The 15239-nt window shown below is 68.4% G+C and carries 13 protein-coding genes; 5 read left to right on the top strand and 8 right to left on the bottom strand.

Translation table 11 applies throughout. The features are described from left to right. From GC106_RS45500 to mtnA, 4 genes are all read right to left on the bottom strand, one after another. The coding region (locus GC106_RS45500) for a hypothetical protein (RefSeq protein WP_173142425.1) at nucleotides 1-754 on the bottom strand (754 nt) is incomplete at its 3' end. 146 nt (nucleotides 755-900) lie between these two features. Next, the gene (locus GC106_RS45505; RefSeq protein WP_173142426.1) at nucleotides 901-2649 is read right to left on the bottom strand and encodes a proline--tRNA ligase; all 1749 of its coding nucleotides are present in this window, start codon (nucleotides 2647-2649) and stop codon (nucleotides 901-903) included. A gap of 68 nt (nucleotides 2650-2717) precedes the next feature. Then, nucleotides 2718-4616: a bifunctional aldolase/short-chain dehydrogenase gene (locus GC106_RS45510; RefSeq protein ID WP_173142427.1), complete on the bottom strand. Its 1899-nt coding sequence runs from the start codon at nucleotides 4614-4616 to the stop codon at nucleotides 2718-2720. Beyond that, the gene (mtnA, locus tag GC106_RS45515; RefSeq protein WP_173142428.1) at nucleotides 4597-5556 is read right to left on the bottom strand and encodes an S-methyl-5-thioribose-1-phosphate isomerase; all 960 of its coding nucleotides are present in this window, start codon (nucleotides 5554-5556) and stop codon (nucleotides 4597-4599) included. The genes GC106_RS45510 and mtnA overlap by 20 nt, the downstream gene beginning before the upstream one ends. 274 nt (nucleotides 5557-5830) lie before the next feature. Here mtnA and yaaA point away from each other — a divergent pair, with 274 nt between their 5' ends. Together yaaA and GC106_RS45525 are read left to right on the top strand one after the other, a co-directional pair. After that, nucleotides 5831-6568 (top strand): peroxide stress protein YaaA, encoded by a 738-nt coding sequence (gene yaaA / locus GC106_RS45520; RefSeq protein ID WP_173142429.1) that lies wholly within the window; start codon nucleotides 5831-5833, stop codon nucleotides 6566-6568. A gap of 216 nt (nucleotides 6569-6784) precedes the next feature. Then, nucleotides 6785-8164 (top strand): DEAD/DEAH box helicase, encoded by a 1380-nt coding sequence (locus tag GC106_RS45525; RefSeq protein WP_312873422.1) that lies wholly within the window; start codon nucleotides 6785-6787, stop codon nucleotides 8162-8164. 58 nt (nucleotides 8165-8222) lie between these two features. Here GC106_RS45525 and cobA read toward each other — a convergent pair whose 3' ends face one another. Further along, nucleotides 8223-9449 carry a uroporphyrinogen-III C-methyltransferase gene (cobA, locus tag GC106_RS45530; RefSeq protein ID WP_246368315.1) on the bottom strand — a complete coding sequence of 409 codons (1227 nt, stop codon included), beginning with the start codon at nucleotides 9447-9449 and terminating at the stop codon, nucleotides 8223-8225. 72 nt (nucleotides 9450-9521) lie between these two features. Here cobA and GC106_RS45535 point away from each other — a divergent pair, with 72 nt between their 5' ends. Both GC106_RS45535 and GC106_RS45540 read left to right on the top strand, forming a co-directional pair. Next, on the top strand, nucleotides 9522-10436 hold the full coding sequence (locus tag GC106_RS45535; protein WP_173142431.1) for an alpha/beta hydrolase: 915 nt from the start codon (nucleotides 9522-9524) through the stop codon (nucleotides 10434-10436). A gap of 44 nt (nucleotides 10437-10480) precedes the next feature. Then, the gene (locus GC106_RS45540; protein WP_173142432.1) at nucleotides 10481-11245 is read left to right on the top strand and encodes a DeoR/GlpR family DNA-binding transcription regulator; all 765 of its coding nucleotides are present in this window, start codon (nucleotides 10481-10483) and stop codon (nucleotides 11243-11245) included. A gap of 72 nt (nucleotides 11246-11317) precedes the next feature. On the opposite strand, the gene GC106_RS45545 is transcribed toward GC106_RS45540, so the two are convergent. Beyond that, nucleotides 11318-12070, bottom strand: a complete 753-nt coding sequence (locus GC106_RS45545) for an SDR family NAD(P)-dependent oxidoreductase (RefSeq protein ID WP_173142433.1) — start codon at nucleotides 12068-12070, stop codon at nucleotides 11318-11320. 107 nt (nucleotides 12071-12177) lie between these two features. Between GC106_RS45545 and GC106_RS45550 the strand changes: the two genes are divergently transcribed. Continuing rightward, nucleotides 12178-13338 carry an alkaline phosphatase PhoX gene (locus GC106_RS45550; protein WP_173142434.1) on the top strand — a complete coding sequence of 387 codons (1161 nt, stop codon included), beginning with the start codon at nucleotides 12178-12180 and terminating at the stop codon, nucleotides 13336-13338. 62 nt (nucleotides 13339-13400) lie between these two features. Here the strand turns inward: GC106_RS45550 and GC106_RS45555 are convergent, their stop codons facing one another. Together GC106_RS45555 and GC106_RS45560 are read right to left on the bottom strand one after the other, a co-directional pair. Then, nucleotides 13401-14117 carry a PIG-L deacetylase family protein gene (locus tag GC106_RS45555; RefSeq protein WP_217281793.1) on the bottom strand — a complete coding sequence of 239 codons (717 nt, stop codon included), beginning with the start codon at nucleotides 14115-14117 and terminating at the stop codon, nucleotides 13401-13403. A gap of 2 nt (nucleotides 14118-14119) precedes the next feature. After that, nucleotides 14120-15175: a cobalt-precorrin-4/precorrin-4 C(11)-methyltransferase gene (locus GC106_RS45560; RefSeq protein WP_173142435.1), complete on the bottom strand. Its 1056-nt coding sequence runs from the start codon at nucleotides 15173-15175 to the stop codon at nucleotides 14120-14122. Nucleotides 15176-15239 lie beyond the last annotated feature (64 nt).

Raw genomic sequence — 15239 nt, forward strand, 5'->3', positions numbered from 1 at the left:
TGGTCTCCTCCGACGCCTCCCGCGCCGCCTTCTCCGCAGCCTCCGCATCCACGATCAACCGCAACACCGTCGCCCGCCACCGCATGTTCTCGTTCGCCTGCCGCATCCGGAACACCTCCAGATCCAACCGCGAACCCGTCGCCCAGCCATACGCGAAGAACTCGACCAGATCATCATCCGTCGACCCCTCCCGCACCGCATACGACGCCGACAACCGCACCTGCTCACCCGGATCGTTCACCGACAACAACCGGACAAAATCCCGATCCCGCTGCACCAACGCCTGCTTCTGCGCACCCACCTCATCGCGATACACCCGATCACGCGACCGAGCAGCCTCATACCCAGAACGCACAAACGTCTCACGCTCCGAGTCCGTCACACCCGCACCCAGCAACCGCTTCGCCTCGTTGTGCACCTCCGGCGAATACTCCACCGTCGTGGTCTCATACACCCGACGGATGAAGTCCATATTCCGCGCACGACGCTGCTGCGCACGCTCCACCGCGTAGTCGTAACCCCACTCCAGAAACGCCGCGATCGCAGCGTTCGGATCACTACTCACCAACGCCGACCACGCCGCAGTCCGGACCGTGCTGTACGGATGCGCACTCGCCAAATAACGCACCCAAACCCAGTCATCAGACGGCTGCTCCGCGTTCACCACCACCGACGGCCCCGCATACGCGGCGACAGGCGTCATCACTGAAAACGACGCCATAACGCAGGCAGCACAAACTAAGACATGCTTCACCCTCGACACGCTTGTATTACCCCCAGACGGCGAGCACCCTCCCGGCTCGCTGAAACAAGGTCAACGTAGCCAGGAGGGAGCCGCACCGCAAGCGTCCACGATGAACAGCACGCCGTTATGCGCTGGTCGGAGTAACGCGTTAGCCCTCAGCCGCGGACAAGGTCCTTGAGGTGCTCGACGATCTCGCCGACCGGGACCTCGGCCCGCTCGCCGGTCGCGCGGTCCTTCACCTCGACGACACCGTTCGCCAGACCGCGGCCGATCACCACGATCGTCGGCACACCGATCAGCTCGGCGTCCGCGAACTTCACCCCCGGCGAGGCCTTCCGGTCGTCCAGCAGCACGGTCACGCCCGCCTCGTCCAGCTCACCGGCGAGCTTCTCGGCGTACTCCCGGATGCTGTCGTCCTTGCCCGCCATCACGATGTGCAGGTCGAACGGGCTGACGTTGCGGGGCCAGATCAGGCCCTTGTCGTCGTTGTACTGCTCGGCGATCACGGCGACCGCACGCGAGACGCCGATGCCGTACGAGCCCATGGTGATCCGGATCGGCTTCGAGTCCGGGCCGAGCGCGTCCAGCTGGAACGCGTCCGCGTACTTGCGGCCCAGTTGGAAGATGTGGCCGATCTCGATCCCGCGTGCGGCGACCAGGGTGCCCTTGCCGTCCGGCGCCGGGTCGCCTTCCCGGACCTCGGCGGCCTCGATCGTGCCGTCGGGCGTGAAGTCCCTGCCGCACACCAGGTCCACGACGTGGTGGTCGGCCTTGTCGGCGCCCGTGACCCACGCGGTGCCGCGCACGATCCGCGGGTCGACGAGGTAGCGGACACCGTTCGCGGCGAGCGCGCCCGGGCCGATGTATCCCTTGACCAGGAAGGGGTTCGCGGCGAAGTCCTTCTCGTCCAGCAGCGCGACCTCGGCGGGCTCCAGTGACGCCTCGAGCCGCTTCATGTCCACCTCGCGGTCGCCGGGGACGCCGACGCCCAGCAGCGTCCACTCCTTCTCGCCCGGCTGCCGGATCTTGACCAGCACGTTCTTCAGCGTGTCCGCCGCGGTGAACTTGCGGTCCAGTTCGGACTTGTTGAGGAAGTCGACGAGGGTCTCGATCGTCGGCGTGTTCGGGGTGTGGTGCACCTGCGCGGCGGGTTTGTCCTCAATGGACTGCTCCGGTGGCGCGAGGGTGACGACGGCCTCCACGTTCGCGGCGTAGTCCGAGGCGGTGCTGCGGACGTAAGTGTCCTCACCGGACACCGCGACGGCCAGGAACTCCTCGGACGCCGAGCCGCCCATCGCGCCGGACGTGGCCTTGACGATCACGTACTCCATGCCGAGCCGGTCGAACGTCCTGATGTACGCGTCCCGGTGCAGCTGGTACGAGCGCTCCAGACCTTCGTCGTCCAGATCGAAGGAGTACGAGTCCTTCATGACGAACTCACGGCCGCGCAGGATGCCCGCGCGGGGCCGCGCCTCGTCGCGGTACTTGGTCTGGATTTGGTACAGGATGACCGGGTAGTCCTTGTACGAGCTGTACTCGCCCTTGACGGTGAGCGTGAAGAGCTCTTCGTGGGTCGGGCCGAGCATGTAGTCGTCGCCCTTGCGGTCCTTCAGGCGGAACACGCTCGGGCCGTACTCGGTCCACCGGTTGGTGGCTTCGTAGGGCGCACGGGGCAGCAGCGCGGGGAACTGGATCTCCTGCGCGCCCATCGCGTCCATCTCCTCGCGGACGATGTTCTCGACCTTGCGCAGCACCCGCATGCCCAACGGCAGCCAGGAGTAACCGCCCGGGGCCACCCGGCGGACGTAGCCGGCGCGTACCAGCAGCTTGTGGCTGGGTACCTCGGCGTCCGCCGGATCCTCACGCAAGGTGCGCAGGAACAGCGACGACATCCTGGTGATCACGGCGTTCACTCCTCGTGGTGACAGTGCCTCAAGAGGGTAGTGAACGCCGTCCACGCACTTCCAACCGGTTATACGACCCGCTCGTTGCCGCCGTCGACCGGAACCTGGGCCCCGGTCGTGAAGGCGAACGTCCGCGAGCACATCTCGGCGACCAGCCTGCCCACTCCGGCGCTGGTCACTTCGGTTTTCAGCAGGTTGCGGCGCTTGTAGTCGCCGACTGACATGCCGTAGTGGGCGGCCCGTTGTTCCAGCACCTCGCTCGTCCACAGGCCGGTGTCGAAAACGGCGTCCGGGTGGACCGTGTTCACCCGGATGCCGTCGGCCGCCCATTCCAGCGCCGCGACCCTCGCCAGCTGCGTCACGGCGGCCTTCGAGGCCGAGTACGCGGCCGCGCCCGGGCCTGGCGCGGGCACGTTCTTCGAGGCGATCACGACCACCCGGCCACCGTTCGGTGCCAGCTTGAGGAACGGGTGGACCTGGGTGAACAGCTCCGCGATCGCGTCGGTGTTGACCGCCAGGGTGCGCCGCCACGTCGCTTGGTCGAGGTTCGCGATCGGCGTGTTGCCGGGGAAGACGCCCGCGGACGGGATCACCATGTCGATGCCGCCGAACCGGTCGACGCCCTGGGCGATCGCCTGCCGCACGGCTTGGGTGTCGGTCACGTCCACCCGAAGGCCGAGGTAGTCCGTGCCGCTCTCGGAGGCGGTCAGGTCGAGGCCGATCACGCTGGCGCCTTTGGCCCGTAGCGCCTGGACGCAGGCCTTGCCGATGCCCGAGGCGGCGCCCGTGACCAGCGCGACCTCGCCGGTGAACTCGGCGGGCGCACCGGCGAGCCGGAGTTTGGCCTGTTCGAGCTCCCAGTACTCCATGTCGAACAGGTCCTTCGCCGGCAGGCCCTGGTAGGTGCCGATCCGTTCGGCGTTCTCGACGATCCGGATCGTGTGCCGGTAGATGTCGGCGGCGATGTCGGCGTCCTTCGCGCGTTTGCCGACCGTGAGCATGCCCAGCTCCGGGTCGAGGATCACCCGGGGCTCCGGGTCGAGCATGACCTCCTCGCCGGTGGCGTTCTCGGCGAAGTACTGCCGGTAGGCGGTCCTGAAGGCGTCGATGTCCGTGCCGACCAGCGGGATCCGTTTGGTGCGGATGACGTGGTCGGGGGTGGCCGGGCCGCGCGTGGCCACGTCGGCGAGGTCAGGCCGGTTGACGAAGGCCATGACCTCCGGATCGGTGTGCCTGCTGACGATCATCGGGCCGATCTCGTGCCGGAGCCGGGCGATGGCCAGCGGGTCGACGAGGACGGGTTCGGCGGTGGCCGCGCTGTGGCCGATGTGCTCCTCGGCCTGCGTGACCAGGCGGATGTGCCGGTCGTAGGCCTCTTGGGCGGTGCCGCCGAACGTGAACAGGCCGTGGTTCATCAGGACCACGCCGACGATGTCGTCAGTCAACTGGTCCCTGAACAGCTCCGCGGCCGTGCGAGCGAGCTTGAAACCCGGCATCACGTACGGGACGACCACGACCTTGTCGCCGTACACCTCCTTGACCAACGGCTCGCGCTGGTTGGTCAGCGTGATCACCGCGTCGGCGTGGCTGTGCAGCACGGAGGTATGCGGCAGGACCACGTGCATCAACGTTTCCACGCTCGGGTCGGGTGCTTTCGCGTCCAGCAGGGCACAACGCAGCTCGTTCATCATCCGGCCGTCCGGCAGTTCCTCGAGTTCGACGAGTCGCCGCAACCGGTCGAGGCGCAGTGGCGCGAACCCGGGGCGTTCGATGCTCGCCAGGTCCCAGCCGCTTCCCTTGACGTACAAGACTTCCACCGGCTCGCCGGTGATGTCCTCGACGGTCACCTTCACCGAGGTGTTGCCGCCGCCGTGCAACACGAGGTCCGGCTCGGCGCCCAGCAGCCGGGAGGCCCGCACGCAGTCGTCGAGCGGGTCGGGACACGATTCAGCCCAGCGGTTTTCCATTGATGATCCGTTCATCCGTGACGATCGCGGTGATCAGGTCGGCCGGGGTGACGTCGAAGGCGTAGTTGAGGGCGTTGCTGCCGTCCGGGGTGTGGTCGCCGAGGATCTCGGCGGCGTCCCGGACCTCGATCTCCACCGCCGCGCCGTCCGGCGTGGCCGGGTCGATCGTGGATTCCGGCGCGGCGACGAGGAAGGGAATGCCCGCCCGGGCGGCGGCGAGAGCCAGCGGGTAGGTGCCGATCTTGTTGACCACGTCGCCGTTGGCGGCGATCCGGTCGGCTCCGACGATCACTGCGTCAGCCATGCCTCTGGCCAGAACCGTGGGGCCCGCGGAGTCGACAACCACCGTATGGTCGACGCCCATCTGCTTCAGTTCCCACGCCGTCAACCGTGCTCCCTGCAGCAACGGACGCGTCTCGTCGAGGTATACGTGGCCCAGGGCGTCGCGCTCTTGCAGCGCCCTTACGACACCGAGAGCCGTACCCCACTCCACACACGCCAGCGCGCCCGCGTTGCAGTGCGTGTGAACGTTGATGCGTTGCCCCAGACGGTCGATCAGCCACTGCGCGCCGCGCCTGCCCAGGTCGCTGTTGCGGCGGATGTCATCTTCGAGGACGTGCACGGCCTCTTCGACCATGGCCTCGGTGCCCTGGTCGAGCTTGGCGAGAACTCGGCGGACGCCCCACGACAGGTTCACAGCGGTCGGGCGCGCCTTGCTCAGCTTCTCGGCCTCCCTACGCACGTCGTCGCCGTTTCGCGCGGCCAGGGCGACCCCGAGGGCACCCGCGACGCCGAGCGCCGGAGCACCCCGCACGGCCAGGCGCTTGATCGCGTCGATGAGCCCGTCGACCGTCTCCACGTCGACGACCTTGAGCGTGCCCGGGAGCAAGGTCTGGTCAATCAGGACAATTCGCCCATTCCGCCAGTCGATCGTCCGCATACCCTCCACTCTCCCAGGTACACCCCCCTCGTGAGTGTTTATCAGGGTTCTAACCCTGATAAACACTCACGAGGGCTGAGCTGGGGCGATGCAACTTGGCTTGGTCGCGCCGGTCGTTTACGCCACGCAACACGCCCGACACCGCCCCAGCCACAACGGCCAGCAGGCACCGCGCGGTGTCGGCCGCGTGGGGCGGGGCGGAAACGGCCGGCTCCCGGCGACCAAGCCCGTCCGAGCGCAGCGAGGACAATCCAACACTGAGTAAACTTTTGCCGTGCTCGTGCTGCTTCCGCCGTCGGAGACCAAGGCCGAGGGCGGCAACGGCCCGTCGCTCGACCTGACCGCGTTGTCGTTCCCCGAACTGGAGCCGGTTCGCGGGAAACTGGTGTCGGCGTTGGTCGACCTGGCGTCCGACGTGCCCGCCAGTCTGGCGGCGCTGGGGTTGTCGGATCGTCAGTCCGGTGAAGTGGCACGCAATGCGGCGCTGCGCTCGTCGCCGACGATGCCCGCGTTGTCCCGGTACACAGGCGTGCTCTACGACGCTTTGGACGTTTCGGGCATGAAACCCGGGGAGCGCAAACGCGCGTCCGGACGACTCGCTGTGGCCTCGGCACTGTTCGGCTTGGTACGCGCGGACGATCCCGTGCCCGCGTACCGGCTTTCGGCGTCGAGCGCCTTGCCGGGCGTCGGACCGCTGGGGGCTTTGTGGCGTCCGGCGCTGGAACCTGTTCTCGCCCGGATCGAGGGTCCGGTGGTCGACATGCGTTCCGGCCCTTATGCCGGACTGGCCAGGATTCCCGGGGCGATCACCGTCAAAGTGGTCAGCGAGCAGACGGGCGGCCGGCGCCTCGCCGTGACCCACTTCAACAAGGCGCACAAGGGCAAACTGGCCCGGGCGTTGGCGTGCGCGCCCGCCGAACCGGACACCGTCCGCAAGATGATCACCGTTGCGGCCAAAGCGGATCTGCGCCTGGAACAGGTCGCCCCGGGGTCGCTGGAACTGGTGATCTAGGATCGGCTGACGGCCGTGGAAACGAGCCGCGTAGTTCCCTGCGTCACAGCCGGGACTAATCGGTTCGAGACCGTGGTTGTCGGTCAGGTAAGCTGATCAGTACTAGGAGCGGCCAGACAGGCCGCGAAGCTCCCCAATCCACGCGGCGCATCCGTGCGCCGGGCCCGTCCGGCTGGCAACACCTGCTCGGGACGTGCCACTTCCCGAGAGGTCTTCGTGTCACCGAAGTTCGACCAGCTGGGCCTGCCCCAGCCGCTGCTCACCGCGCTCGCCGAAGCCGGTATCGCCGAACCGTTCCCCATCCAGGCCGCCACCCTGCCCGACGCACTCGCGGGCAAGGACGTGCTCGGCCGGGCGCAGACCGGTTCCGGCAAGACCCTCGCGTTCGGTCTCGCGCTGCTGTCCCAACTGGATGGTGGCCGCGCCAAGCCGAAGCGGCCGCGTGCGCTCATCCTCGTCCCGACGCGGGAACTGGCCTTGCAGGTCAGTGACGCGCTTTCCCCGCTCGCCCGTGCGCTCGGCCTGTGGTGCCGTGCCGCGGTCGGCGGAATGTCCTTCGTCAAGCAGGCGGAGGCGTTGCGCCGCGGCGTCGACCTGCTGATCGCCACGCCGGGCCGGTTGTCCGACCATGTCCGTCAGGGCACTGTCGTGCTGCACGACATCCGGTACACCGCGATCGACGAGGCCGACCAGATGGCGGACATGGGTTTCCTGCCGCAGGTCCGCGAGATCATGGACCAGACCGACCCGACCGGTCAGCGGCTGCTGTTCTCCGCCACCCTGGACGGTGACGTCGACAAGCTGATCAAGCAGTACATGAAGGACCCGGTCACCCACTCGGTCGCCCCGGCGACCGCCAGCGTGACCACAATGGACCATCACGTGTTGCTGGTCTCCCGTGAGGACAAGCCGAACGTGGTCGCCGAGATGGCCGCCCGCGAGGGTCGCACGATCATGTTCGTGCGCACCAAGCACCACGTGGACCGGCTCGCCACCCGGCTGCGGTCGATCGGCATCAACGCCGGCGCGCTGCACGGCGGCAAGGCCCAGGGTGCGCGTACCCGCGTGCTCGGCGATTTCAAGGACGGCCACACGCCCGTGCTGATCGCGACGGACGTTGCCGCCCGCGGCATCCACGTCGACGACGTCAGCCTGGTCGTGCACGTCGACCCGCCCGCCGACCCCAAGGACTACCTGCACCGCGCAGGCCGCACGGCCCGTGCGGGCCAGTCCGGCACCGTCGTCACCCTGGTCACCCACGACCAGCGGCACAGCGTGCGCCGGATGACGGATCGCGCAGGCGTCCGCGCCCACAACGTCCGTGTCCGCCCCGGCGACGCGGAACTGATCCGCATCACCGGCGCCCGTACGCCCAGTGGTGAACCCGTTCCGGAGCGTGTGATCGAGCCTCGCCGCCCCAAGCGCCCCCACACCGGTGGCTACAAGGGCAACGGCGGTGGTCCGCGCAAGTTCAACGGCGACCGCAAGTTCTCCGGCGAGCGCAAGCGTGACGGCTCGTCCCAGGGCGGCAACCGCCCGTTCCGCGGCAAGCGGGACGGGGGCCGCACCCACGGCCGCAAGGTCTCCGCGGAATAGGCGGAACAGTCAGCCAGCGTCGAAGCCCCGGCCCGCACGGCCGGGGCTTCGTCGCGTTTCAGCCCAGTTCGGACAGGCCCGCGACGGGTCCGAAGACGATGATCGCCGGTGGGCGGATTCCCGCCTCCCGGACGTCCGCGGCCACTTTGTCCAAAGTGGACCTCACGACGCGCTGGTTCCGCGTCGTGCCCTCCTGGATCACGGCGGCGGGCGTGTCGGCGGGGCGGCCTCCGGCCAGCAGGGCCGAGGCGAACTCGCCGATCCGCTCCACGCCCATCAGCAGTACGATCGTGCCCTTCAGCCGGGCAAGGGCCGGCCAGTCCACAAGGGACGCTTCGGAGTCCGGGCCGACGTGACCGGACACGACCACGACCTCGTGGGCGACGCCGCGATGAGTCACCGGGACACCGGCGACCGCGGGCGCCGCGAAGGCGGACGTCACGCCGGGGACCACGGTCACCGGGACGCCCGCTTTGGCGCAGGCGATGAGTTCTTCGAAGCCACGGCCGAAGACGTACGGGTCACCGCCCTTCAGGCGCACCACGAACTTGCCCGCCAGCGCGTTCTCGATCAACGTCGAGTTGATCACGTCCTGGCTCGCCGCGCGGCCGTAGGGGATCTTCGAGGCGTCGACGACTTCCACGCCTTGGGGCAACTCGTCGAGCAGTTCACGGGGCGCGAGCCGGTCTGTCACAACGACATCCGCGCGGGAGAGCAGCCGGCGGCCGCGAACCGTGATCAACTCGGGGTCGCCGGGGCCGCCGCCGACCAGGGCGACGCCGGGCAGCTCACGATCCTCGGGGTGTGTGGCGACCTGGCCCGAACGCAGCGCTTCAAGCAACGAATCGCGTACGGCACCCGAGCGTCGGTACTCACCGCCAGCGAGAACGCCGACCAACAGACCGTCGTGGTCACCGACAGCGGGCGTGACAGCGCTTCCCTCGGTGCCCGCGTCGGCGCGTACACAGAACACACGGACCTCTTCGGCCTCGGCGGAGACCGCTGCGTTGACGGCCGCGTCGGACGCACAACTCACCACGTACCAGGCATCGGCGAGGTCGCCGTGCTGGTACGGCCGCTGGTGCCAGGTGATCTCACCGTTGTCCGCCATGGCCTGGACGGCGGGCGTCGCCGAGGGCGCCACCACCTCCACCCGTGCTCCCGCGGACACGAGGCGGGGCAGCCGCCGTTGAGCGACCGTACCCGCACCGACGACGACAACCCGGCGGCCGGCCAGAAAGAGACCGGCCAGGTAATGCGGCTCGTTGTGCATGTCGGACAGCATGCCTGCTCACCCCCATGACACGCGTCACCACAGGCATCGAATTCATCACACCCACCGGCTAATGTCCCCGAAGTGAGCGACGACTTCGACACGCGCACGCTGCGACTCAAGGACGGCAGCGTCGCCACGTTGGTCCGGGTGCCCGCCGAGGGCGAGACCCGCGGCGCGATTCTCTACGTGCACGGCTTCGCCGACTACTTCTTCCAGCGGCACGTCGCCGAGCACTTCACGGCGCAGGGGTACGACTTCTACGCCGTCGACCTGCGCTCGTACGGACGCTCACTGCGTGACACCGACACGCCGAACTTCATCCTGGACATCACCGAGTACTACGAGGAGCTGGACGCGGCCGTCGAGAAGGTCCGGGCGGACGGCCACGCCAGCCTCACGGTCATGGCGCACTCCACGGGCGGTCTGATCACGCCGCTGTGGCTGGACGCCCGTAAGGACCTCCCGGTCGACGGACTCGTGCTCAACAGCCCGTGGTTCGAGCTCGCCGAGCCGTGGGCGGCGCGCACGATCGGCACGGCGCTGATCAAACGGTTCGGCAAGCTCGCGCCGAAGCTCGTCCTGCGCAAGGGGCTCGGGTCGGTCTACGGCATGAGCATCCACAAGGACCACCACGGCGAGTGGGAGTTCGACCTCAAGCTCAAGCCGCTGGCCGCGTTCCCCGTGCTGGCGGGCTGGTTGCGGGCGATCCGGATCGGGCACGCCAAGCTCCAGCGCGGCCTCGACGTCCAGGCGCCGGTGCTCGTGCTGCATTCGAGCCGCAGCCTGCTGCGTACCAAGGAGTGGAGTCCGGCGGCGATGAAGGCGGACACCGTTCTCGATGTGGCGGACATGGTCAAATATGCACCAAAACTCGGCCGCAACGTCACAGTTGTGGAGATTCCGGACGGGGTGCACGACCTTTTCCTGTCCGCCGAACCCGCCCGGACCAAGGCGTTGACCGAAGTTGACAGCTGGCTGACCCAGCACTCGTCATAACCGATCACTTTCGGTACAGAAGTGATCAGGTTAACCTCGGGCGCATGTTCGCCGCCGAGCGTCGCCAAGTCATCCTCGAACTCGTCCGGTCCAACGGGGCCGTGTCACTGCGTGAGCTGGCGCGCATCGTCAAGACGAGCGAGGTGACCATCCGACGCGACCTGCGGCACCTCGAAGCCGAGGGCATGCTGGCGCGACGGCACGGCGGCGCGGTCGCCAACGACCGGGCGGCCTACGAACCGGGCCACCCGGAGAAGTCGGCCGCCGCGGCCGAGGAGAAGGCAGCGATCGCCGACCTGGCCGCGGAACTGGTCGACCCCGGTGACGCGATCGCGCTCGGCGCGGGGACCACGACGCTGGCGCTGGCCAAGCGCCTGGCCGGAATGTCCGAGCTGACCGTCGTCACCAACTCCCTGCTGGCGGCGCAAGCGTTTGCTCGATCGCCGAGCATCGAGGTGATGGTCACCGGTGGCCTGTTGCGCGGGCCGATCCAGGCGCTGGTCGGCAGCGCCGCCGTGGACAGCGTCGCGACTTTGCGGGTACGGCGGGCTTTCCTGTCCGGCAACGGCCTCACCGCGTCCCACGGTATGTCCACACCGAACTCCGGGGTGGCCGCGATCGACCGTGCGCTGGCCGCGACCGCCACCGAAGTGGTCGCACTCGTCGACAGCACGAAGATCGGCGTCGACACCACGGTGCGGACCGTTCCCGCCACCGGCATCACGCACGTCGTGACGGACGCGGGCGCCAACCCGGAAGAGCTTGCGGCACTGCGGTCTTCCGGGGTGACCGTCCATATCGCGCAGTAGGGAAACCGCAGCAAAGTCCACAATGGACTCGCGGCCGGGAGGGACCCGCTGCTGGCATCGTCACGTAAGCGGTCAGGGGCGTTTACGCAGCCGGAGTGAGGTCCAGCTGCCGTCCGACGTCCAGCCGCCGTCCACCGGCAACGCCACGCCGTTGATGTACCCGGACAACGCCGGATCGGCCAGGAACGCCACGGCCGAAGCGATGTCGCCGGGTGCGGCGAACCGGCCCATCGGCACCTGGCCGGTGATGTCGTCGTCGGTGTACCCACCGCTGGCCTGGTCCGCCTCGTCCATCTCGGTCTTGACCCACGCGGGGCACACGGCGTTCACCCGCACTCCCCTGCCGCCCCACTCCGCGGCCAACGTCCTCGTCAGGCCGATCAGGCCGTGCTTGCTCGTGTTGTACGCGACGCGGTCGGCGATGCCCCGCAGTCCGGCGATCGACGCGATGTTCACGATCGACCCCGATCCCGCGGCCAGCATGTCCCGGCCGAACTCCTGGCTCAGCAGGAACGGACCGGTCAGGTTCACGTCGAGCACTCGCCGCCACTGTTCGACGGTCGTGTCCTCAGCCGGTTGGAGCAGGGACACACCCGCGTTGTTCACCACCACGTCAACCCGGCCGAACTCCGACCGGACCCGACGCGCCAACTCGGCGACGTACGCCGGATCGCTGACGTCGCCGACGACGGTCAGGGAACCAGGTTCGTCGGGTTCCCGCAGGTCGGCAAGGACGGTGAGATAGCCGCGCTCGGCGAGGGTCCGCGCGACCTCACGGCCGATTCCCTGGGCGGCACCGGTGATCACTGCGACAGGTGTGGTCATGGCGACATCTCACCAGATTCGCCGATTGTTGGCGCTGCCGTCACCGCCCACGATTAGCTTCGATACCCGTCGCAACTGACCCTGCACCCACCGCGAACGGAGCAACCGTGGAACGTCGCAGTTTCTTACGAGTGGGAGTCGTCGGAGCAGCTGCCGCCGCCTTCGGCGGAGCGTCCTGGCATGAAGCCTTCGCCGCCACCGCCCAGCCCGGACCGAGCCCGTACGGTCCGCTACAGGCCGCGGACACGAACGGCATCATGCTGCCCAGTGGTTTCACCAGCCGGGTCGTCGCGCGGACCGGCCAGCGCGTGGCCGGTACGTCCTACACCTGGCACCCCGCACCGGACGGCGGAGCGTGTTTCGCCGACGGCACGGGCTGGATCTACACGTCGAACAGCGAAGTCGCGATCACCGGCGGCGCCGGGTCGATCAAGTTCGACGCGAACGGCAACATCACGAGCGCGTACCGCACCCTGTCGGCGACCAACGTGAACTGTGCCGGTGGCGCTACTCCGTGGAACACATGGCTTTCCTGCGAGGAGGTCGACCGGGGCTACGTGTACGAGACCGACCCGTGGGGTGTCAAGGCCGCGGTCCGGCGTCCGGCCATGGGACGGTTCAAGCACGAGGCCTGTGCGGCCGACCCGGACCGGAAGGTCATCTACCTGACCGAGGACGTGTCGGACGGCTGCTTCTACCGGTTCATCCCGGACACGTGGGGCGACTTGTCCGCCGGCCGTCTCGAGGTCCTGATCGGCACGAACTCGCAGACGAGCGGCCCGGTCACGTGGCAGCCGGTGCCGGACCCGGACGGGAGTCCGACGGCCACGCGCAACCAGGTTTCCGGTGCCAAGCGGTTCAACGGTGGCGAAGGGTGTTACTACGCCGCCGGGGTTTGCTGGTTCACGACCAAGGGCGACAACCGCGTGTGGGCGTATGACGCGGTCAACGGCTCGATCAGCCTGACGTACGACGATTCCCTTGTCAGCCCTGGAACTCCGCCGCTGACAGGCGTGGACAACGTGACCCGGTCGAGCGGCGGGGACCTGTTCGTCGCGGAAGACGGCGGCAACATGGAGATCTGCATCATCACCCCGGATGCCGTCGTGGCACCGTTCCTCCGGATCAACGGCCAGAGCAGCTCGGAGATCACCGGTCCGGCCTTCAGCCCGAACGGGAAGCGGCTGTACTTCTCGTCTCAGCGCGGCACTTCCGGCAGCAGCAGCGGCGGCATCACCTACGAGGTGACCGGCCCCTTCCGCTCCTGACCCCCACCCCTCGTGAGTGTTTATCCGTGTTCTAACCCTGATAAACACTCACGAGGGGTTTTTCAGGCTGGGAGGAGTTCGAAGGCCACGGTGGGTTTGCCGCCGAAGCGCTCGCCTGCCTGCCGTGCGACGTCCCTGAGGAAGGTGTCCGGTTCCGACATCGGGCCTGGGCCGAGGCCCTCCAGGTAGGCGCGGTGGGCTTCGAGGGAGGCGACGCCACGGTCCAAACTGGACTCGACGTCCACCGCGTGGGTCGCCTGGGACGAACCTGCCACGGCCACCCAGCGCACGCCGCTCCACGGCTCCAGATCGAGATCGGTGAATATCCAGCGGTTTCCGGCGTCGCCGACCGCGTCCAGCACGGCCTCGCCGACGTTGCGGTGGTCCGGTGAGTTGCGGTACCCGCCCGGCCAGGACGCGGCGAAGTTCAGGGTGATCACGAGTTCCGGCTTGTGCCTGCGGATCGCGGCGGCCAGGTCACGGCGCAGCGGCAGGCCGTACTCGATCACGCCGTCCTTGTGGTCCAGGAACTCCACTTCGGACACACCGACGATCCGGGCGGCTTCGATCTGCTCGCGTTCCCGCAGCGGGCCGCATTCGTCCGGTGCTATCCCGTCGATTCCGGCTTCGCCCCGGCTGGCCAGCACGTAGACGACCGTCCTGCCTTCGTCGACCCAGCGGGCGATCGCGGCTGAGGCACCGTATTCCAGGTCGTCGGGGTGGGCGACGATCGCCAACGCGCGGTCCCAGTCGGTGGGCATCTGCTCGTAGTCGGCCATGCTCAGCTGCTCCGGCGGGCTCGTTGTGGTTGTGCGCGGGTCGTCTTCTTGGCCGTCGTCTTCGCGGGCTGCTTCTTCGCGGCGGTGGTCTTGGCCGACGTCTTCTTCGCCTGCGCCGTCACCGATTTGGCCGGTGTGCTCGCGGCGGCCGCGGTCTTGGCCGGTACCGGTTTCCGCGTCGGCTCGGCGACCACGGTGACCCGCTGCTGGGGTGGTTCGGGTTCGGCTTCGGGCTTCTCAGGAGCGGCGACGGGACGCTTCACCTCGGCGCGCCAGCTGGAGCGGCTGCGCGTGCGGGACCATCGCGCGGCGTTCTCCGGGCGGCGTGTGGTTTCTCCGGAGACGGAACGGGCTCGTCCGGCGCGGACGGCACCGCCGATGAGGAACAGCGTGTGGCGCCAAAGCTTGTGCTGCTTCACGGTCGCGACGAGTTCACCGATCGTCGTGCGGGCGACGATCTCGTCCGGCCAACTCACCTTGTAGGCGGCCAAGACCGGCGTCGCGTCGTCATATCCACCGGCACGTAAGGCATCCGCGAGTTCGGCGGCCCGTGCGGCGGGCAGGAGCACGGCCATCGTCGTGCCGAACTGGGCGTACTCCTTGATCTGCGCCAGATCCGGCATACCGACGGCCTCCTGGCCAGCCATGATCACCGAGTCGGCGTAGTCGGGCTCGACGAGCGCCACGCCGGCCGAAACGGCGGCCGCCGACAACGGCGACACACCGGCGACGACGTCGGCGGGCAGGCCGATCCGGGCGCAGATGTCCAACTGTGCGCGTAAACCACCCCACGTGGCGGGATCACCGGCGAACAGGCGCACCACGGCCAGTTTGTCCCGGACCGCTCGCCGGTACACCTCGACGACCTCGTCGTCACCGTGCCGGGCCAGGTCGATCAGTTCGGCCCCGGGTTTGGTGTTCTCACGTACCCAGCCGGCGTCGATGATGCTCGGCGACCACAACACCACGTCGGCCTCGCCGATCCGGCGAGCGCCTCGAACGGTGATCAGGTCCGTGGCCCCCGGACCCGCCCCGACAAAGCTGATTCCTGCGCTCACCCGGCGACCGTACCGTGACGCTTCCCACCTCCCTTGCTCGCCCCAGGCACTCCCGATGCGACAC

It is taken from the genome of Kibdelosporangium persicum (assembly GCF_013280595.1).
Classification (GTDB): domain Bacteria; phylum Actinomycetota; class Actinomycetes; order Mycobacteriales; family Pseudonocardiaceae; genus Kibdelosporangium; species Kibdelosporangium persicum.

Bases quoted from the DNA above. Each gene is read 5' to 3' on its own strand.
- GC106_RS45510 (WP_173142427.1), bottom strand. From the start codon at position 4,616: ATGGAAAACCGCTGGGCTGAATCGTGTCCCGACCCGCTCGACGACTGC.
- mtnA (WP_173142428.1), bottom strand. From the start codon at position 5,556: ATGCGGACGATCGACTGGCGGAATGGGCGAATTGTCCTGATTGACCAG.
- cobA (WP_246368315.1), bottom strand. From the start codon at position 9,449: ATGCTGTCCGACATGCACAACGAGCCGCATTACCTGGCCGGTCTCTTT.
- GC106_RS45540 (WP_173142432.1), top strand. From the start codon at position 10,481: ATGTTCGCCGCCGAGCGTCGCCAAGTCATCCTCGAACTCGTCCGGTCC.
- GC106_RS45545 (WP_173142433.1), bottom strand. From the start codon at position 12,070: ATGACCACACCTGTCGCAGTGATCACCGGTGCCGCCCAGGGAATCGGC.
- GC106_RS45555 (WP_217281793.1), bottom strand. From the start codon at position 14,117: ATGGCCGACTACGAGCAGATGCCCACCGACTGGGACCGCGCGTTGGCG.